Genomic DNA, 20227 nt, shown 5'->3' on the forward strand with positions numbered 1-20227 from the left:
CCGGCACCAACGATTTAACCCACAGCGATAAAGCATTTCCAAAAGAAAACCGCGCCCCGTATGGATACCAGGGCGCGGTTTGCAGATCATTATTTTGACTTACTGGTCGAGGAAGGAGCGCAGCTTGCGCGACCGGCTCGGGTGCTTGAGCTTGCGCAGCGCCTTGGCCTCGATCTGACGGATCCGTTCGCGCGTGACGCTGAACTGCTGACCAACCTCTTCGAGCGTGTGGTCGGTGTTCATGCCGATGCCGAAACGCATCCGCAGAACCCGTTCCTCGCGCGGGGTAAGCGACGCCAGAACGCGGGTCGTCGTTTCCTTGAGGTTCTCCTGGATCGCGGAGTCGAGCGGCAAGACCGCGTTCTTGTCCTCGATGAAATCGCCCAACTGGCTGTCCTCCTCGTCGCCGATCGGCGTTTCGAGCGAGATCGGCTCCTTGGCGATCTTCATCACCTTGCGAACCTTTTCCAGCGGCATCTGCAGCTTTTCCGCCAGTTCTTCCGGCGTCGGCTCGCGTCCGATTTCATGCAGCATCTGGCGACCGGTGCGGACCAGTTTGTTGATCGTCTCGATCATGTGGACCGGGATACGGATAGTCCGTGCCTGGTCCGCGATAGAGCGGGTAATCGCCTGACGGATCCACCACGTCGCGTAGGTCGAGAACTTGTAGCCGCGGCGGTATTCGAACTTGTCCACGGCCTTCATCAGGCCGATGTTGCCTTCCTGAATAAGATCAAGGAACTGCAAGCCACGGTTCGTGTACTTTTTGGCAATCGAGATTACGAGGCGAAGGTTCGCCTCGACCATTTCCTTCTTGGCCTGACGGGCTTCTTTCTCGCCCTTCTGGACCTGCTGGACGATGCGGCGGAATTCGCTGATGTCGAGACCGACATACTGGCCAACCTGCGCCATGTCCGCACGAAGCTCTTCTACCTTGTCGGTCGAGCGTTCGATGAACATCTGCCAGCCGCGACCCGGCTTTTCAGCCATTTCGGCCATCCAGTTCGGATCAAGTTCGCGACCGCGATAGGCGTCCACGAATTCGCGACGGTTGATCCGCGCCTGATCCGCAAGCTTCACCATCGAACTGTCGATCGACATCACGCGGCGGTTGATGCCGTAGAGCTGGTCGATCAACGCTTCGATACGGTTGTTATGCAGGTGCAACCCGTTCACCAGTTCAACGATTTCGGACCGCAGCGACTGGTAAGTCGTCTCATCCGTAGCCGAGAATGTATCGTCTTCGTTCAGCGTGGCCGAGATCCGGCTGTCCTGCATTTCGGACAGCTGGGCATAATCGTTGGCGATGGTTTCGAGCGTCGCAAGGACCTGATCCTTCAGCGCGGCCTCCATCGCGGCCAGCGACATGTTGGCCTGATCGTCCTCGTCCTCATCGTCTTCCTTGGCGATGGGGTTGCCATCGGCGTCAAGCTCGGGGCCGGACTCATCCTTGTCTTCGCTCTTGGCGCTATCGCCTGATCCGGCCGCGACCAGCGGCTCTTCGACGTCGCCGTCTTCATCCAGCTGGTTGCCGAACGTGGTTTCAAGGTCGATCACATCGCGAAGCAGAATGTCCTCGCTCAGAAGTTCGTCACGCCAGATCGTGATAGCCTGAAAGGTCAGAGGACTTTCGCAAAGCCCTGCGATCATGGTGTTGCGACCGGCTTCGATACGCTTGGCGATGGCGATTTCGCCTTCGCGAGACAGCAATTCGACGCTGCCCATTTCGCGCAGGTACATGCGCACAGGATCGTCTGTACGATCCAGCTTCTCATTCGTGCCGGAAGACAGAGTGACCTCGCGGGCATCGCTTTGCGCGACGACCTCGGTCGATCCCTTGTTCTCTTCTTCTTCGGCCTCTTCGTCCTCGATGATGTTGATGCCCATTTCCGAGAGCATCGACATCACGTCTTCGATCTGTTCGGAGCTGACCTGATCGGGCGGCAGCACCTGGTTCAGCTGGTCATAGGTGATGTACCCCTTTTCCCGAGCCTCACCGATCATCTTCTTGACGGCGGCCTGGCTCATATCCAGGGAAATCTCGGCGTCCTGATCTTCGGTTTTGCTATCGTCGTTGTCTTTCGCGGCCATTCATTGCTCCTGCACGGTCTACGGCGACTCGGGTCATTCTCTGATTCGTTGTAGTGCGAATCAATAGCCTGATCTGGTGATTCGGCCACCCGTTTACCGAGTTTTCTTTTGTTTTTCCTTACAAACAAGCGCTACTGTTGCGATTTGGAGTAACCAATTTGCTCGAGAAGTGCCTCAAAGGCGCTGCGTTCGTCGCGACTGATTCGCGCTCCGTTGTCGCCCGTGTCGTATTCAGTCTTGTCCTGATGCTGCGATCGCATCGCCATGTTCTTCGCCTCTGCAGCCTGGCTCAGGCGCCAGGTCAAAGCCTCATCCGCGAAATGCGAAATGTCTTCGACGGCTTCTGCAATCTCTTCGTCCAATCCGCGTCGGGCACGTAGTTTTGCGAGCTCCTCATCAACTGTCATCTCAGCGAGTTCGACGTCGCCCGCCCTTCGTATCGCAGGATTGATTGCGACATGGCGAAGCGCAAAGAGGTTTTCAAGAGCCTCCTCGCCAATCCGCGCGATTAATTCGTCGCGCAGTTCCTGCGGTCTGGACGATCCCACCCGCAGGATCGCCTCTCGCAGATCGGCGTTCAGAGGGTCAGCGCATTCCATCATCTCGACCCCCGCCTCGAATTTCTGGATCACATGCGGCGTCGCGATCAGCGTGGCCAGAATGACGGTTTCGCGCAGGTGGATTTCGGCCTGCTCTCCCGATGCGACCAACGGCGAGCTGCGGGTCGTCAGCCGGGCGGTCGCGATCGGTTTGCGCCCCGGCACCCACGGCTTGCGCGGCCCGGCCTTTTCCTTGCGCGGGTTGAACAGTTCCCAGCGGAGGTTCTTAATTTCCTGTCCGTAATGCGCGCGGATCGACGGGTCGCGGATCAGCTTGATCTTTTCCCGCAGGACCTTGTCGAGCGCGGCCTTGCGTTCGGGACTGTCGAAAACACGCCCTTCGGTTTCGCGCTGCCACAACAGGCGCACCATCGGCATCGCCTCATCCAGAACGGCGCGCACCGCGTCCGGCCCCTTGGCGCGCAGCAGATCGTCCGGATCCTGCCCTTCGGGCATCAGCGCAAAGCGCAGCGACTGCCCGGCCTCAAGCAGCGGCAAGGCAAGGTCGATCAGGCGCATCGCAGCGCGCAGCCCTGCCGTATCGCCATCGAGCGCGATGATAGGTTCAGGCGAAATGCGCCACAACAACTGCAACTGGTTTTCGGTAATCGCGGTGCCCAGCGGCGCGACCGAAGCCCCGAACCCACCGGTGTCGAGCGCAATCACATCCATGTAGCCTTCGGCCACGATCAGCGGCTGGCCCTTACCTGCCGCTTCGCGCGCAGGGCCGTGATTGAAGAGGGTCCGGCCCTTGTCGAAAAGTTCGGTCTCAGGCGAGTTCAGGTATTTCGCGTTGTCGTCCGGGTCCATGGCGCGGCCCCCGAAGGCCACACAACGCCCGCGCGGGTCGCGGATCGGAAACATGATCCGGTTGCGGAACGTATCATAGGGTTTGCCGCCTTTGGACGACGGCTTGGCCAGCCCTGCTCCAAGGATCAGGTCCTCGGCGATGCCTTTGCCGCGCAGGTGATCCCAGAGCACCTGCCAGCCATTCGGCGCGAAACCGATTTCCCAGCGTTGCAGCGCCTCTTCCCCAAGACCGCGACCAGCAAGGTAATCGCGTGCCGGACCCGCGTTCCCGGTATTGAGCTGCAGCCGGAAGAACCGAACCGCTTCTTCCATGACCTCCGCCAGTTCGCTGCGGCGGTCCATCTTCTTCTGCGCCTGCGGATCGCGGGCAGGCATCGGCATGCCGACCTCGCGCGCGAGGATCTCGACCGCCTCCATGAAGCTGACGTTTTCCGTATCCTTGATGAACCCGATCGCGTCGCCCTTGGCGTGACAGCCAAAGCAGTAATAAAAGCCCTTGCGGTCATCGACGTGAAAACTTGCCGTCTTCTCGTGATGAAACGGGCAAGGAGACCACATGTCCCCCTTGCCCTGATTGGACTTGCGCGTATCCCACACGACTTTGCGCCCCACCACCTGCGAAAGGCTGGCGCGGCTGCGCAATTCGTCGAGGAACCCGGGTGGCAGACTCATGCTTTGCTATACCATGGTTACAGGCAGCAGGGTCGATTAGTTGGCGAGACAGACTTCTTTCCACGCCGCGCCAAGGTCTTCATTGCGCACGATGCGCATTTTTTTCTCATAGACCCAGGGCGTAATCAGCGGAATCGCCGCGTTGTAATTAGCGGGCCACGTCGGGTTGGTCTGGGCAATGGCGTCGGGCACTTCGCGCTCCTTGACGCGGTCAAGGCGCGCCTGCTGAATCGCGGCAACCACTTGTGACTGGTAGATGCAGCTCTGCTCCTTGCTATCCTCGGCCATGACTGGCGAGGCAAGAAGGGCAGCGGCAAGTACAAGACGGATATTCATTAGGTCACTCCGGAATCAGTTGAACGTTCGCTACCTTAGCCGCGCGCGCCGACGGCTTCCATCGCCCCTTTCAAATCGTGAACGAGTGTCTGTGCCATCGACCGGAAGACCATGATCTGAAAGCTGTCCGGCCCAAGCCTGGTGATCGACGCCATCATGTGCATCAAGTCCGTCCGGACAGTGGATTTTTCCGGAAAGGCGCTCAGCCGCATATCGACCGGCACCAGCCGCGCCAGAACATCCGCGGCCTTTGCACCCGACAGGCGAACCACCGCCCAGGCATCGCTTTGATCCGTCACGGCGGCAAGATCGGTCAGGTCAGCGTCAGGCGCTGCCCCCCGCAACAGGAATTGCCCCCGCCCGAACCAGAGAACCGATGTCTCGCCATCGATTTCCGCCCTGTTGACCGGCGGCAATGCAAGACCATGCGCCTTTTGCAAGGTGGCACCCACCGCCTCTTCCTTGCCCAAGAAAGGCATGATCACGGACATCGGCAGCATGTGGGTTTCTTCGATCCGCAAGTCCCCGACCGATACCGGCAACAAACCCGCACAGGGTGTTTTCGCGACAAGCTCAACCACGGACTCGACCTCCTTCCGGATCGAACACCACCGGTCCGGTCACTTCGCAAATACATTCGATGCCGCGCAGGTGATCCACCATCTTGATCTTTTCCCCGTGTCTTTCGGCGCCGTTTTTCAGAAAGCCCATTCCCATCATACGGCCCAGCGTCGGCGAATAGGCAACCGAAGTGACATAGCCCTGATCGTTCTCGCGCTTTGGCGCATCTTCGGCGCGGAACAGATGTGCCCCCGCCGTGACCTGCTTAACCTCGCCAACCGGTTTCAACCCGACAAGCTGCTCGCGGCCAAGATCGCACAGCCCCGGACGTTCGGACATGGTCTTGCCGATACAGTCCTTTTTGGCCGAAACCATCCGCCCCATCCCGATGTCAAAGGCCGTCGTGCGCCCGTGAATTTCCGCATGGGTGATAAAGCCCTTTTCAACCCGCAGCACGTTCAGCGCCTCCATTCCGTAGGCACCGCCGCCCATCTCCTCGGCACGTTTCACGAGTTCGCGGAACAGGCTGTCGCCATAGCGCGACGGAACCGCCAGTTCATAGGCATGCTCGCCCGAGAAAGAGATCCGGAAGAGCCGCGCGGCGATACCGCCCAGCGCGACAGGACCACAAGCCATGAAAGGCCAGTCTTCGTCTTTCAGAGGCGCGTCCAGCAACCCGTCGAGCAAGGCGCGCGATTTCGGCCCCGCCACGGCGAACTGCACCCATTGCTCGGTGACCGAGACAAATGCCACGTCAAGCTCGGGCCGAAGTCCCTGATGCAAGAATTCCAGATGACGCATGACCTCGCCGGCCGCCGCCGTCGTGGTGGTCATCAGGAAATGGTTTTCCCCCAGTCGCGCGGTCGTGCCATCGTCCATCACATGCCCGTCCTCGCGCAGCATCAGCCCATAGCGGGTCCGCCCGACTCTGAGCGTCGAGAACATGTTGCAATAGACGAAATCGAGGAATTTGGCCGCATCCGCGCCCTGAATATCGATCTTGCCAAGGGTCGAGACATCGCAGACGCCCACCGACTCGCGCACCATCCCGACTTCGCGATCACAGGATTCCCGCCATGTGCTTTCGCCCGCACGCGGGAAATAGCTCGGCCGATACCAAAGCCCCGCCTCGATCATCGGCGCACCCATTTCGACGCTGGCGGCATGGCTGGTGGTGAATCGCTGCGGCGCGAACCCCTTGCCCTGCGCCCCTGCCCCCATCGCGGCGATGGAAACCGGGCTGTAGGGCGGGCGGAACGTTGTCGTTCCCGTCTCGGGGATCGCACGACCCGTCACATCGGCGAGAACCGCAAGCGCCGCCACGTTGGAATTCTTGCCCTGATCGGTCGCCATGCCCTGCGTCGTGTAACGCTTCATATGTTCGACCGAGCGGAAGTTCTCCACCGCCGCCTGTTTCACGTCCTTGACGGTCACATCGTTCTGGAAATCGAGCCAGGCGCGCCCCTTGCCCGGCACTGCCCAGAGCGGCGCGATGCGATAGGCACCGTCCTCCGCCGCTGGCAGCGCGACATCGGCGGCTTTCACGCCGATCGCGTCCAGCGCGCGTTTTGCCGCCTCAACACCCTCGCGCAGGCAGCCAGTCGTCGAAAAAGCCCCGTTGCAAGCCCCCGCCACATGCATGCCCGGCACCGCATCCGGGCTGGGAACGAAACTCTGGATACTCTCCCGCCATGTCGGCCGCCCGTTCATATGGCAGGTCAGATGCACCGTCGGGTTCCAGCCGCCGGACATGGCAAGGCAATCGGTCTGAATACGATCCTCGCCTCCCACCGAGCGGATCGTGACATGCTCGAGCCCGGTCCGGCCGCCCGAATCCGATACCATCGCGCCTTTAAACATGCGCACGCCCGGCACGGTTTCAGCGTCGTGGCGGCTGTCGATCAGTGCCGCCACATGCACACCCGCCGCAAGCATATCGCGTACAGTCCGATGCCCATCGTCATTGTTGCAGAACACCGTGACACGCCGCCCCGCGCTCACGCCCCAGCGGTTTAGATAGGCCCGCACGGCGCCCGCTGTCATGATCCCCGGCCGGTCATTGTTGCGAAACGCGACCGGTCGTTCAAGAGATCCGGCAGCCAGCACCGACTGTTTCGCGACGATCCGCCAGAAGCATTCCAGCGGCAGCGCATCCCCGCGCCGCTTTCTGTGATGACCAACACGTTCCAGCGCCCCGAATGTGCCCTGATCATAGGCGCCCGTCACGGTGGTCCGCGTCATCAACCGCACATTGTCCATCGCCTCCAGCTCGGCAACGATGTCGCCCGCCCAGACATGGCCCGGCTTGCCGTCGATCTCCTCGACCTCGCCCAGCAGACGCCCGCCCATCTGGCTGTCTTCGTCGGCGAGGATCACATCGGCCCCGGCCCGGCCCGCTTCCAGCGCCGCCATCAACCCGGCAGGCCCCGCACCGATCACCAGAAGATCGCAAAAGGCAAAGGCCCGCTCATAGCGGTCGCCGTTGTTCTCAGCCGACAGGGCCCCAAGACCTGCCGCCCGCCGGATCACCGGCTCATAAAGCTTCTCCCAGAAGCTCTTCGGCCACATGAAGGTCTTGTAGTAGAACCCGGCCCCCAGAAAGGGCGAAACAAGATCGTTCACCCCCATAAGGTCAACGCCAAGGCTCGGCCACCGGTTCTGGCTCGTCGCCGAAAGCCCCGGATAGATCTCCTGAACCGTGGCCCGCACGTTCGGCTCCTGCGCCGCCCCGGACCCGACGGTTACCAGCGCATTCGGCTCCTCGCTCCCGGCCGTCAAAACACCGCGCGGACGGTGATACTTGAACGACCGCCCCATCAGGCGCACATCGTTGGCCAGCAGCGCCGAGGCCAGCGTATCGCCCTTAAACCCGCGATAGCGTGCCCCGTCGAACTGGAACGCGACTTCTTGATCGCGGTCGATCAATCCCTTGCCTTCAACCCTCATGACCTCGCCTCCGAAGCCAGTTCCACGCCGGAAATTTCATGGCTCACCGTATTACGCGTCACCACCAGCCAGCCGTTGCAGCCACTCTCATGATACCAAAGCTCCCGCGTCTCCCCGGCTGGGTTCTCACGCAGGTGCACATATTCGTCCCATGCCGCTTCGCCCGCATCCGGTGCCGGGCGTTCAAGCGCCACCGCTGCGCCCTTGTAATAAAACTCGCGCCGATCCCGTTCGCCACATACCGGACAGTTGATCCTCATCGCACAGGCCCCTGCTTCTTCTCGTCAAAAATACGGAAATTCCGCGCTCACGGCTCCCGGCTCAGTGCAGATTATGCTGCGCGCCGGTGCCTTCCTCGTCCATCAGCCCCACACCGCTCCGGAACCGGTCCAGCCGCAGCTTTGCCGCCGCCGGATGCGGTCGATCCGTCGCGATCAGATGGGCAAGACAATTGCCCGATCCCGGCACCGCCTTGAAACCGCCGTAACACCAGCCACAATCAAGGTAGAGTCCTTCGGTATCGGTCTTGTCGATGATCGGCGATCCATCGGGCGTCATGTCCATGATTCCGCCCCAGGACCGCAGCACCTTCGCCTTGCCGATCATCGGCATCAGCGTCATGCCCGCTTCCATCACATGTTCAACCAGCGGCAGGTTTCCCCGCGCCGCGTAGGACGCATACATGTCGAGATCGCCACCAAAGACCAGCCCGCCCTTGTCGGACTGGCTGATATAGAAATGCCCCATGCCAAAACTCACCACGTGATCGATCACCGGCTTCAGCCCTTCGGAAACGAAAGCCTGCAAAACATGGCTTTCGATCGGCAGCCGCATGCCCGCCATCGCCGCGACCTGCCCTGACCGCCCGGCGACGACGATCGCCACCTTTTTGGCGCGGATCGCCCCGCGCGAGGTCTGGACACCGCGCACCTTGCCGTTATCGATATCGATCCCCGTGACTTCGCAATTCTGGATCAGATCGACACCGCGCTGGTCCGCGCCCCGCGCATAGCCCCAGGCCACGGCATCGTGACGCGCCGTGCCGCCGCGCGGATGCAGCAATCCGCCAAAGACCGGAAAGCGCACATTGTCGAAATCGAGATAGGGCAGATGTTTGCGCACCCCTTCCCGGTCGAGAAGGATCGCATCGTCGCCCTGGTTGATCATCGCGTTGCCGCGCCGGGCAAAGGCATCGCGCTGCCCGTCCGAATGGAACAGGTTGATCAGCCCGCGCTGCGAATGCATCACGTTGTAGTTCAACTCTTCTTCGAGCCCTTCCCAGAGCTTGAGCGAATGCGAATAGAATTCGGAGTTGCCCGGCAGGAAATAGTTGGCCCGCACGATGGTCGTGTTCCGGCCCACATTACCGCCGCCAATATAGCCCTTTTCCAGCACCGCAATGTTTTTCAGCCCATGTTCGGCGGCAAGGTAATACGCCGTCGAAAGCCCATGTCCGCCGCCGCCGATGATCACGATGTCATATTCGGATTTCGGCTCAGGATCGCGCCAGTGAGGTTTCCACCCCTTGTTACCGGTCAGCCCCTCTTTCAGGACCTTCAGGCCGGAAAAACGCATGTCGTACTCCTTGATCGATCGCCGGCGATAGAACCAACTCACACGCCAAGTATCAATGCCTTGCTGTCGCTGCCCTCTGCCTTTTCGACAAATAATTGTCCACCTGCGACCGATAGAGGCGCCGATGGGTTTTCCCGCTATCTGGCCGGAGCCAGCCGGGCCGGGGCACGCCCTCCGACCCCGCACCACAGTACCTTTCCTAGCGCCTTAAAGGCCCTTGGCGCGATAGCTTGCCGCGACCTTGCCGATGCTCACGAGATAAGCCGCCGTGCGCAGATCTTGGACATCCTCCCGCGCATGCCAGACTTCGCGCATCGCCTGATAGGCAACGCGCATCGTATCATCCAAGCCTGAACGCACCAGTTCCAGTTCATCTGCACCGCGCAGGTACTTGGTCTTGAAATCCGGCGATAGGGTCCAGCCCAGTTCCTTGTCCTTGGAGAGCCTCTCGAGTTCCTCGACGATCAGTTGGTGACGGGCCTCTTCCTGACGCCGCCCCATACGACCAAAGCGAATGTGGCTGAGATTCTTGACCCATTCGAAATAGGACACCGTCACACCACCGGCGTTGGCATACATGTCGGGAATGATGACCACGCCCTTGTCGCGCAGGATATCGTCGCCACCCGCCGTGACCGGCCCGTTCGCGGCCTCGATAATCAGGGGTGCCTTGATTCTGTCGGCGTTTCCCATGTTGATCACCCCCTCCAGCGCAGCGGGAATGAGAATGTCGCATGCGGATTCAAGCACCTTGTTTCCCTGCTCAACATAGGAGCCGTCGCCATAGCCTTTCACGCCGCCATGGGTGGCGATCCAGGATCTGATTGCTTCGACATTCAAACCCTTTTCATCGACCAGAGCACCGTCGCGCTCAATAATGCCCGTTATCAGGGCGCCATCCTCCTCCGACAGGAACTTGGCCGCGTGATAGCCGACGTTACCAAGACCCTGCACGATGATGCGCTTGCCCCGCAATCCGCCACTCAGGCCGGTCTTTGCGACATCTTCGGGATGACGGAAGAACTCCTGAAGCGCATATTGCACGCCGCGCCCCGTGGCCTCGACCCGGCCCTGAATACCACCAGCATTGATGGGCTTGCCGGTGACACAGGCGCGCGCGTTGATATCGGTCGTATTCATCCGCGCATATTGGTCCGCAATCCATGCCATCTCGCGCTCGCCAGTACCCATGTCGGGCGCAGGCACGTTCTGGCTTGGATGGATCAGGTCCCGCTTGGCCAGCTCATAGGCGAAACGCCGGGTGATCAGTTCCAGCTCGTGTTCCTCGTATTCCCGAGGATCAATGCACAAGCCCCCCTTTGACCCGCCGAACGGCGCGTCCACCAGCGCGCATTTATAGGTCATCAGCGCAGCCAGCGCCTCGACCTCGTCCTGGTTCACGCCCAGCGAATAGCGGATGCCGCCCTTGACCGGTTCCATATGTTCGGAATGCACCGAGCGATACCCGGTAAAGGTATGGATCTGTCCCCGCAGCCGCACCCCGAAGCGGACCGTATAGGTTGCATTGCAAACACGGATCTTTTCCTCAAGCCCGGCGGGCAGCTTCATCAGGGCGACAGCCCTGTTGAACATGAGATCCACGCTCTCGCGAAAGCTCGGTTCCTTGGAATGCTGCAACATGGTGCCTCCCTTTCATTCTCCTCAGGGTCAAGTTGAGCCCAGATTTGGCAATCAAACAATGACGACTTAGTGAAAATCTGCCGAAATCCGGCAACGATTCGCTGATTTGCGGGCAAAGGGGTGGCCGGGCGACGCCCTCTTTCTGTCGCTGTTGCCGATCCAGAAACAGAGCGGGACCGACCGGCTGATCGTCGCAGCCCGGTCCGTAACCCCCCAGCTTTAGGCAGTCTTCCGCCCAAATTAGGCCATTATCGACCCGCAAAAAGGCTGGGACGGATTGCACCCAAACGACTTGAGCTGCCCGAGGTCGAAAGAGGTAAGTTATGATCACAAAAGATGACTCGAAAACTACCCTGAAGTTTCCGACGCCCGAAAATGCAAAGGGCAGACTGGCCCGCCGACTATGCCGTTTCAAACGGGATGAGAGCGGATCAATCATGATTCTGGCCGTATACATGCTGATCATGCTTTTCATGGTGGCAGGGATCGGCATCGACCTGATGCGATTTGAGCGTGACCGCTCCGCGCTTCAATATACCTTGGACCGCGCGGTTCTTGCCGCGGCCGACCTTGAGCAGACGCTGGATCCGACCGCCGTCGTCGAAGACTATTTCGCCAAATCGGGTTATGCCGAGTACCTGACGGGCGTCTATCCGAAAGAGGGCTTCGGCTACCGCTCGGTTTCCGCAACGGCTACGGCAGATGTCGCCACCCAGTTCATGCACATGACGGGGGTCGACTCGCTCTCTGCCGGCGCAAGAGGCACGGCGGAAGAACGTATCGGGGCCATCGAGATCTCGCTCGTCCTAGACCTCTCCGGCTCGATGAACCGCAACAACCGTCTGAACAACCTAAAAGTATCGGCAAAGCAATTCGTCACCACGCTGCTTGGCGGCGTTGACGAACATGGCGCCTCGTCCATTTCGATCATTCCCTACGCCACACAGGTCAACGTGGGTGAATCCCTGCTAAGCAAGTTCAACGTCTCGCAGGAACACAACTATTCCCACTGCGTGAACTTCATAGCCGAGCAGTTCAAGAAGGCGGATCTGCTGACCACGGACGCCCTTGAACGCACCGCGCATTTCGACCCCTTCACCTATAGCGAAACGCCGATTTCGATGCCGGTCTGCCCGGTTCGCCCCGGCACCGCGATCCTGCCGCTGAACAACAACCTTTCGGAACTGCACGCCTATATCGACAGCATGACCGCCCAGGGGAACACCTCGATCGACATGGGCATGAAGTGGGGCGCTGTGATGCTTGATCCGAGCATCCGTGAACCTGTCGCCGAGCTGATCGACGAAGGCGTGATCGTGAGCGAATTCGCAGGTCGGCCGCTGGCCTATAACAACGGCGAAGTGCTCAAGATCATCGTGCTGATCTCGGACGGTGAGAACACCGACCAGTATTACCTGAACCCGTCGCTGCGCACCGGTGACTCGGATGTCTGGTACAACGCGGATGCCAATCGCTACAGCACCTATCATTCCGAAGGTAACCCCAATTTTTACTGGCCGCATCGCAACAGATGGGAAGACCACCCTTATGGGGACGAGGAATGGGGCGACGCTGTCCGTCTGACCTATCCCGAACTGCTCAACCGTGCCTCGCTTTCCTACATTGCGAACAACATGTACGGCCACACCCACAGCGCTCCGGGCCGGTGGTTCTCGGCGGCCTATGCCAAGCGCGAAGCGTCGGCCAAGAACCAGTTCACCAAGCAGGTTTGCCGCGCCACCAAGGACCAGGGCGTGATCGTCTACACCATCGGTCTCGAAGCGCCCAAGGTCGGCCTCAAGACGCTCAAGGACTGTGCAAGCTCCGACAGTCATTTCTTTGAGGTTCAAGGCCTTGATATTGCTGATGCATTCTCGGCAATCGCGACCTCGATCCGCAAGCTGAGGTTGACCCAATGATCCGCTCCATCTCTGCCAAATTGGGCAAGTTCTGGCGCAAGGAAGACGGTCACGCCGTTGTCGAATTCGCGCTTACCTTCCCCGCCATGCTTGTCCTATTGCTCTCGGGTATCGAACTGGGCATGGTCTCTCTCCAGCACGCCATGCTGGAACGGGCGATGGACCAGACGGTGCGCGACATTCGCCTGAGTACTGGCACCGCGCCGCAGCATGACGAAATAAAGCGCCTGCTCTGCGAGCGCTCGGGTTTCATCTCGAACTGCAACAACAACATGCTGCTCGAAATGGTACAGCTCAATCCGCGCAACTGGACCGGTATCTCGGCCACGGCGAGTTGCACCGACCAGTCTGAAGAGGTTCAGCCGAAGGTCGAATTCAAGAATGACGCGCTGGAAAATGACCTCATGATCCTGCGTGCCTGTGTAAAGGTCGACCCGATTTTCCCGACGACCGGGCTTGGCAAAAACGTAGCCAAGGACGGTGCAGGTCAGTTCGCACTCGTTTCCATCTCTGCTTTCGTTCAGGAGCCCAACTAGGTCATGACACGTTCCATCCTGAAAGCCCGCGCCAAAGCATTTATTGACGATCAGTCCGGCAACATCACCGTTGAATTCGTCCTTGCCATGCCCATCCTATTCTGGGCGTTCATGGCCTGCTATGTCTTCTTCGACGGTTACCGTCAGAGTGCGGCCAACCTCAAGGCGGCCTACACGATCAGCGACCTCGTCTCGCGTGAGACCGAAGGCATCAACGACGCATATGTCGACAGCATGTCCAACGTTCTCCAGCTCATGACGCGCGAAAATGCCAAGGTCGACCTGCGCCTGTCGGTTATCCGCTGGGATGAAGAGGACAACCGCTATTACCTCGACTGGTCCGCGAACCGTGGCTTTGAAAGCGCCCTGACCAACGGGAACATCGCGGAGATCGAAAACCGGCTTCCGACGATGCCCGATAACGAACGGGTGATCCTTGTTGAGACCCACAACCGGTTCATGCCACTGTTCAATATCGGGCTTGGCGAAGTCAATCTCGACAACTTTGTCTTCACCCGCCCCCGCTTCGTTTCACAGCTCGTCTGGGAAACGCCCGACGACTATCTTGAAGACAACGCGACGGACGACCCGATTTAATACCTCAAATCAAGCTCATGATGACACCCGCGCCCATTGGTGCGGGTGTTGTCATTTCCGATCCGCGATCATCGCCGCAAGCAGATCGGCCATGACGCGGGACTGGTGTCCGGGCACTACGCCGCCAATCCCGATGCGGCGACCGAGGCACCACCAGAGGCCGGGTTGCCAGCGCCGCTGACCGGGCGATTTCAGCGTGATCAGAAAGCCGTTCGAAGGTTTGAACGCAAGGAACCCACGGTCGATTGCCTCGATTTGGTCGACCTTCGCTATGACTTCGCCTTCGCTGCTGCGCAGTTCGGTTTCCGTCAGTTCAAGGCTTTGACCGGTCGCGCGCTGCATCTTGCGCGCCGACCAGAACGCCGCCGCACCGATGACGATCAGGGCGAATTGCCATTTCGGCTCGGGCGGCGAGGCAAAGGCGACATAGATCGAGATCATGCCGATCAGGGATTGCATCAGCACCCCCATCCAGCGCCGTACCGGCGACGGTGTCACGACCGCGAGAATTTCCCCGTTCATCCAAGTCTCCTGCCCTGTATCGCCGCGCGTTTAGCCTGAATGGCGCGGAGCGAACAGGCTAATTCGCGGTGCCGCGACGGACCGTGACCTCGGCGCCCTGCTCTTCGGGTTCATCATCGACCATTTCCGCCGGAAAGCCGGGCGCGCGAATGTCGAGCGCGGTCGCGTCCTCGAGACGGCGGATGATGTTCGGCGACAGTTCACGAGGGCCGTAGCGGTCGATCCCGTCCTGAAAGATCGAGATGAGCAGGGGGTTGAGATCAAGCGGCACCCCTGCCCTGTCTGCCACCGACTGGAACAGGCCGATGTCCTTGGCGACAAGATCCATGGTGAAGGATATGTCGCGACTGCCGTTCAGGATCACCTGGCTTTCGGTTTCATGCACAAAGCTGGTGCCCGACGAGATCCGGATCGCCTCGTATGCGGTGGCGAGATCCATGCCTGCGCCCTTGGCGACCGTCAGCGCTTCGGCGCAGCTTACGAGGTTGGCCGTCGCAAGGTAATTGGTGATTACCTTGAGAATGCTGGCGCTGCCGAGCGCGCCGGTGTGCAGCACCCGCCGCCCCATGATTGTCAGAAGCGGTAGCACTCGGTCAAAGGGTTCTCGGTCGCAGCCCGCAAAGATCGAGATATTGCCGGTATCCGCCCTGTGGCAGCCGCCTGAGACAGGACAATCCACCGCCGCGCCGCCCTTTTCGATGACCAAGGCGCCAAGGCGGCGGATCTCGGCCTCATCCGTGGTGGACATTTCGAGCCATGTCTTGCCCTGCGTGACCTCGGGCAGCATTTCCGTCATCACGGCATCCGACGCCGCCGGGCTTGGCAGACAGGTGATGACCACGTCACTGTCGCGCATGATAGCTGCCGCGTTCGCCGCTGTCGTTGCGCCCTTTTCCACTGCCTTGTCGACCAGCGCAGGGTTCAAATCGAAAACGCTGACCTCTACCCCGTTCCTGATGAGGCTGCCTGAAAGCTTGCCCCCGACATTGCCCAACCCGATAAATCCGACCCGCATATTCCGTCTCCTGACCCTGTTTCACGGTTCAGCCTGCGGGGGGCTGTGCAGCGTTTCACCTCTGTTTGCGACTTTTCCTGTCAGCGAACTGAGAATTTTGTCGCTCCGCCCGTCTTATAACCGATCCCAAATTTGGCGGGATTAAGGCAGCGTCCGGTGCGATTGCCGACCAATAAATAAACCATCAAGCGCAATCAGCGATACTGTTTCTGAATACCTCATAAATAACTGGAAAATACGGCCAAATTTGCCATAATCCTCGCAACGAGAACGCTGGCCGCGTAAACAGAGAGCGTGAGTTTTTCACGAGTTTCTTTGTTAATGGCGCGCGGCGGGACGGACATTTACCGGACCCGCCGCACGGTCAGAAAATTTAAGCCGAAACCCTTTGGAGAGCGGTATGATTTCTGTGCACAACCTGTACACCCCCTGTACATCGGCCGAGCAAAATTCCATCCTCAATTCAGTCCTCGCACAGGTTTCGTCCGAAGAGAAAAACACACCCGAGACGCCGCCAGCCGCGAAACCCGTGCAATGGCGCCTGCCCGGTTTCGAGGGCAAATGCCGGGTTGCGACAAATTTTGGCGACCTTCCGATCGAGGCGCTGCGCAAGCGCGACATGGTCAGAACGCTGTCGGGGGCTTATCGCGAGGTGAAATGGGTCGATGCGATCCGGCTTGACGTGGAATTCCTTGAACGCCACCCCGAGGCCGCACCGGTTCAGCTGCAACCGAAATCGCTGGCCGGTGCCTTTCCGCGTGAAACGATGCTGGTGTCGCCCGGTCAGAGCATCTGTGCACCGCGAGACGGGGGCAGCAACAGCGTGATGCGGGCGGGCGATCTGCTGAGCCGTCCCAACATCATGCGCGCCCAGCGGGCCGAGGTGACTTATTACCGGTTCCACTGCGGTCAGAATGAGATCATCAGCATCGGCGGCGGGTGGTTCGCAACCGGTCCCGAAGACTGATCCTACCTGCGCGATTGCGCACAGACGGGGTGAAATCGCGCGGATTGATCTGCGCCATTGCAGCTATATCTTGGCGGCAACTGCACTCTTTGAGAGGTTGACCATCATGTCCCTGAGACCAACGCTAGAGACCCGCAAAGCCGTTCCGACCATGGAAGGCGCGGGTGTGAAACTGCACCGGGCCTTCGGTTTTCAGGACCCGTCCGAACTGGACCCGTTCCTGCTTTTCGACGACTTCCGGAATGAACGCCCCGAGGATTTCCTGCGCGGCTTTCCGTGGCACCCGCATCGCGGGATCGAAACCATCACCTATGTGCTGTCCGGCACGGTGGAACATGGCGATTCACTGGGCAACACCGGCACGCTTGGCGCGGGCGACGTTCAGTGGATGACCGCCGGGTCCGGCATCATGCATCAGGAGATGCCGCAGGGGAACGCACAAGGCCAGATGCACGGCTTCCAGCTTTGGGGAAACCTGCCGGCAGCGCAGAAGATGACTGCGCCGCGCTATCAGGACGTGAAGTCGAAAGAGATTCCCGAGGTCATTGACGATGACGGCACCGTGGTGCGCGTGGTCGTGGGTGAATTCTGGGGCAAGACCGGCCCGGTCGACGGTATCGCTGCCGATCCGCAGTATCTTGATATCTCGATCCCTGCCGGGGTGAAAAAGACATTCAAGATCGACACCTATCGCAGGGCCTTCGCCTATATTTTCGAAGGTGCTGCGGCTTTTGCGGATGCCTCCGATCCGTCGGGCGTCCTGCTTGAAAAGGAAGTCGCGGGCGAAGAGGTGAACATCCGCGACATGTCGGGCAACCGGACTTTGGTGCGGTTTGGCACCGGTGACGAAGTGACGGTTCAGGCCGGTGAGGAAGGCGTGCGCTTTCTGTTGATCTCGGGCGCACCCATTGCCGAACCGGTCGCTTGGCACGGGCCGATCGTGATGAACACGCGCGAAGAGCTGCGTCAGGCGATGGCAGAGCTGCGCAATGGTACGTTTATCCGGCCCGCACACTGATATGACCTGCCGCCGTGCCGGAATGATCCGGTGCGGCGGTTTGGCTACGCATGGCCCATCGCCTGCCGGACCATATTCCAGTAGATCGTTTCGACCTCTTCCAGCGAGAGGCGCCCGCTGTCCCGGTACCATGTGTTGATGCCGTTCAGCATGGCGATCACCGCAAGCGTTGCGATCTTGGTGTCGGGTATGCTGAAAATCCCTTCTTTCACGCCGGTGCGCAGGATGGTTTCAAGCTCCATCTCGTAAGTGCGGCGCAGATCCTCGATGGCGGCAAAGTTCTCTTCTGTCAGGTTGCGCAGCTCCATATAGGCGATGAAGACCGCCTCGGGTCGGGCGAGGTGGAACCGGATGTGGAAACGCACGAAATCCTCAAGCCGGTCGAGCGTATCGGCAGGCTTTTCCCGCGCGGCGCGAGTTTGCAGAAGCTCGCGCAGGTGCTCTTCCATCAGCGAAAACAGAAGCGTCTGCTTATCGGGGATGTAGTTGTATAGCGCGCCCGCCTGCACGCCGACCTCGCCTGCGATCTGGCGCATGGAGACGGCGGCAAACCCGTGTTGCGCAAAAAGGCTGAGCGCCGTCGTGCGGATACGGGGGCCGGTTATGTCGGAATGTGATCCCTGGGTGCGTGCCATGGCGCGACGATAACTGAACATTCGTTCAGAAAGAAGCCTCGCTTGCCTATTGCCGTAGAAAGGTTCAGAAAACGGGTGGTCACCAGTGAATATCAGGGCATGGCATATGCGATTTTCTATCCTTCGCAGGCGGGTCGGTATCCTGTTCCTGACGGGCCTTGCGCTGGCAGGCTGTATCAATGTGCCGGAACTGGGCGAGCGTAACCTTGGCGCACTGCAGGATGCGGATTACCCGGAACTTCGCCCACTGGGACCGCTGCTCGGCTCACAGACCGACCCGAGCGAACAATCGCAGGATCTGAGCAACGATCTTATGGCGCGACGCGCCTCGCTTGAGGCACGGGCGGCAAGTCTGCGTGGCGAAGTTCTGAGCCCCGAAGACCAAGAGCGTCTGAAACAGGGCGTCACCGAATAAACCAAAGCGCTGCCACGTTGCACCCTTACGCCGAACCGGCTAAGGCACGTCGAAACGTGGAAAAGAGGATGAAACATGACGACACCATTGCGCCTGGGTATTGCGGGATTGGGCACGGTTGGTGTTGGCGTGGTGCGGATCGTTCGGACGCATGCGGCGCTGCTGCAGGCGCGGACCGGACGCGACATCCAGATCACGGCCGTTTCGGCCCGCGACCAGTCGCGCGACCGGGGCATCAACCTTAACCATTACGCATGGGAGAGCGATCCCGTGGCGCTGGCCAAGCGTGACGATATCGACATCTATATCGAGTTGATGGGCGGCGCCGACGGCCCTGCGCTGGACTCGGTTCGCGCAGCGCTTGAGAGCGGCAAGGACGTGGTGACGGCGAACAAGGCGATGCTGGCGATGCATGGCTACGAGCTGGCGAAACTGGCCGAGGAAAAAGGTCGAATCATCCGTTTCGAAGCGGCGGTCGCGGGCGGTATCCCGGTGATCAAGGCGCTGAACGAAGGCCTTGCGGGGAACGAGATCACCCGCGTGATGGGCGTGATGAATGGCACCTGCAACTATATCCTGACCCGGATGGAAAGCGCCGGTCTGCCCTATGCGACCGTGTTTCAGGAGGCCAGCGATCTTGGCTATCTCGAAGCAGATCCGACGCTGGACGTGGGCGGGATCGACGCCGGGCACAAGCTGGCGCTCTTGTCGTCCATCGCCTTTGGCACCCGGCCCGATTTCAGCGGCATGGAGCTGGAGGGGATCGAGCGGATTTCAATCGACGACATCCGGCAGGCGGCGGACATGGGCTATCGCATCAAGCTTTTGGGCGTGGCGCAGCGCACGGGGCGCGGGCTGGAGCAGCGGATGCAGCCCTGTCTTGTGCCGATGGAATCGCCGCTGGGTCAGCTTGAGGGCGGCACCAACATGGTGGTCATCGAAGGCGATGCGGTCGAGCAGATCGTGCTGCGCGGCCCCGGCGCCGGTCAGGGACCGACGGCAAGCGCGGTGATGGGCGATGTCTGCGATCTGGCGCGCGGTTTCCGAATGCCGACCTTCGGGCGTCCCGCCGATATGCTTGACGAATTGCCCGCCGCCATGTCGAGTCTGCCCGCGCCTTATTACCTGCGCATGGGTCTGATCGACAAGCCCGGCGCGCTGGCCAAGATCGCGATGATCCTTGGCAATTCCGGCGTCTCTATCGACCGGATGCGGCAATACTCTCATTCCGCGACCTCGGCCCCGGTGCTGATCGTCACCCACAAGACGACACGCTCTGCCTTGGATGAGGCATTGGCAGCGATGGAAAGCACCGATGTCATCGCTTCGGCCCCTGTCGCGTTGCGGATTGAAAGCGTATAGAGATCAATAA

The 20227-nt window shown here is 60.2% G+C and carries 18 protein-coding genes; 7 read left to right on the plus strand and 11 right to left on the minus strand.

Annotation, left to right across the window (positions count from 1 at the left end):
- Window positions 1–99 precede the first annotated feature (99 nt).
- The 8 genes from rpoD to MF268_RS01715 all read right to left on the minus strand — a co-directional run bounded on the left by rpoD (window position 100) and on the right by MF268_RS01715 (window position 11231).
- Window positions 100–2091 (minus strand): RNA polymerase sigma factor RpoD, encoded by a 1992-nt coding sequence (rpoD, locus tag MF268_RS01680; RefSeq protein ID WP_238369170.1) that lies wholly within the window; start codon window positions 2089–2091, stop codon window positions 100–102.
- A 131-nt stretch (window positions 2092–2222) separates the two neighbouring features.
- Window positions 2223–4172 (minus strand): DNA primase, encoded by a 1950-nt coding sequence (dnaG, locus tag MF268_RS01685; RefSeq protein ID WP_238369171.1) that lies wholly within the window; start codon window positions 4170–4172, stop codon window positions 2223–2225.
- 36 nt (window positions 4173–4208) lie between these two features.
- On the minus strand, window positions 4209–4508 hold the full coding sequence (locus MF268_RS01690; RefSeq protein WP_238369172.1) for a hypothetical protein: 300 nt from the start codon (window positions 4506–4508) through the stop codon (window positions 4209–4211).
- A gap of 35 nt (window positions 4509–4543) precedes the next feature.
- Window positions 4544–5089, minus strand: a complete 546-nt coding sequence (locus tag MF268_RS01695) for a sarcosine oxidase subunit gamma (protein WP_238369173.1) — start codon at window positions 5087–5089, stop codon at window positions 4544–4546.
- Entirely contained in the window at window positions 5082–8015 is a 2934-nt protein-coding gene (locus MF268_RS01700; protein ID WP_238369174.1) for a sarcosine oxidase subunit alpha family protein, read from the minus strand. Before MF268_RS01700 ends, MF268_RS01695 begins: the two co-directional genes overlap by 8 nt.
- Window positions 8012–8275, minus strand: a complete 264-nt coding sequence (locus tag MF268_RS01705; protein WP_238369175.1) for a sarcosine oxidase subunit delta — start codon at window positions 8273–8275, stop codon at window positions 8012–8014. The genes MF268_RS01700 and MF268_RS01705 overlap by 4 nt, the downstream gene beginning before the upstream one ends.
- Before the next feature lie 61 nt (window positions 8276–8336).
- Window positions 8337–9590, minus strand: a complete 1254-nt coding sequence (locus tag MF268_RS01710; protein WP_238369176.1) for a sarcosine oxidase subunit beta family protein — start codon at window positions 9588–9590, stop codon at window positions 8337–8339.
- A gap of 207 nt (window positions 9591–9797) precedes the next feature.
- Entirely contained in the window at window positions 9798–11231 is a 1434-nt protein-coding gene (locus tag MF268_RS01715) for a Glu/Leu/Phe/Val family dehydrogenase (RefSeq protein WP_238369177.1), read from the minus strand.
- Window positions 11232–11668: 437 nt separating this feature from the next.
- Here MF268_RS01715 and MF268_RS01720 point away from each other — a divergent pair, with 437 nt between their 5' ends.
- The 3 genes from MF268_RS01720 to MF268_RS01730 are packed head-to-tail and all read left to right on the plus strand — an operon-like array spanning window position 11669 to window position 14283.
- A complete protein-coding gene (locus MF268_RS01720) occupies window positions 11669–13150 on the plus strand; it encodes a TadE/TadG family type IV pilus assembly protein (protein WP_238369178.1) in 1482 nt (493 codons plus the stop codon).
- A complete protein-coding gene (locus MF268_RS01725) occupies window positions 13147–13686 on the plus strand; it encodes a TadE/TadG family type IV pilus assembly protein (RefSeq protein ID WP_238369179.1) in 540 nt (179 codons plus the stop codon). Before MF268_RS01720 ends, MF268_RS01725 begins: the two co-directional genes overlap by 4 nt.
- 3 nt (window positions 13687–13689) lie before the next feature.
- Window positions 13690–14283: a TadE/TadG family type IV pilus assembly protein gene (locus tag MF268_RS01730; protein ID WP_238369180.1), complete on the plus strand. Its 594-nt coding sequence runs from the start codon at window positions 13690–13692 to the stop codon at window positions 14281–14283.
- 51 nt (window positions 14284–14334) lie between these two features.
- Here MF268_RS01730 and MF268_RS01735 read toward each other — a convergent pair whose 3' ends face one another.
- Both MF268_RS01735 and MF268_RS01740 read right to left on the minus strand, forming a co-directional pair.
- On the minus strand, window positions 14335–14805 hold the full coding sequence (locus tag MF268_RS01735; protein WP_238369181.1) for a hypothetical protein: 471 nt from the start codon (window positions 14803–14805) through the stop codon (window positions 14335–14337).
- Window positions 14806–14863: 58 nt separating this feature from the next.
- A complete protein-coding gene (locus MF268_RS01740; protein WP_238369182.1) occupies window positions 14864–15820 on the minus strand; it encodes an NAD(P)-dependent oxidoreductase in 957 nt (318 codons plus the stop codon).
- A gap of 400 nt (window positions 15821–16220) precedes the next feature.
- On the opposite strand from MF268_RS01740, the gene MF268_RS01745 reads away from it, so the two are divergent.
- Both MF268_RS01745 and MF268_RS01750 read left to right on the plus strand, forming a co-directional pair.
- Window positions 16221–16787 (plus strand): Hint domain-containing protein, encoded by a 567-nt coding sequence (locus MF268_RS01745; protein ID WP_238369183.1) that lies wholly within the window; start codon window positions 16221–16223, stop codon window positions 16785–16787.
- Between the two features lie 106 nt (window positions 16788–16893).
- On the plus strand, window positions 16894–17805 hold the full coding sequence (locus MF268_RS01750) for a pirin family protein (protein WP_238369184.1): 912 nt from the start codon (window positions 16894–16896) through the stop codon (window positions 17803–17805).
- Window positions 17806–17849: 44 nt separating this feature from the next.
- On the opposite strand, the gene MF268_RS01755 is transcribed toward MF268_RS01750, so the two are convergent.
- Entirely contained in the window at window positions 17850–18440 is a 591-nt protein-coding gene (locus MF268_RS01755; RefSeq protein WP_238369185.1) for a TetR/AcrR family transcriptional regulator, read from the minus strand.
- A gap of 106 nt (window positions 18441–18546) precedes the next feature.
- On the opposite strand from MF268_RS01755, the gene MF268_RS01760 reads away from it, so the two are divergent.
- Window positions 18547–18855, plus strand: coding sequence for a hypothetical protein (locus MF268_RS01760; RefSeq protein ID WP_238369186.1), 309 nt, complete (start codon window positions 18547–18549; stop codon window positions 18853–18855).
- Between the two features lie 75 nt (window positions 18856–18930).
- Entirely contained in the window at window positions 18931–20217 is a 1287-nt protein-coding gene (locus tag MF268_RS01765; RefSeq protein ID WP_238369187.1) for a homoserine dehydrogenase, read from the plus strand.
- The last annotated feature ends 10 nt before the right edge of the window (window positions 20218–20227 follow it).

Origin of the sequence: Heliomarina baculiformis, assembly GCF_019966545.1 — a bacterium.
Classification (GTDB): Bacteria; Pseudomonadota; Alphaproteobacteria; order Rhodobacterales; family Rhodobacteraceae; genus Heliomarina; species Heliomarina baculiformis.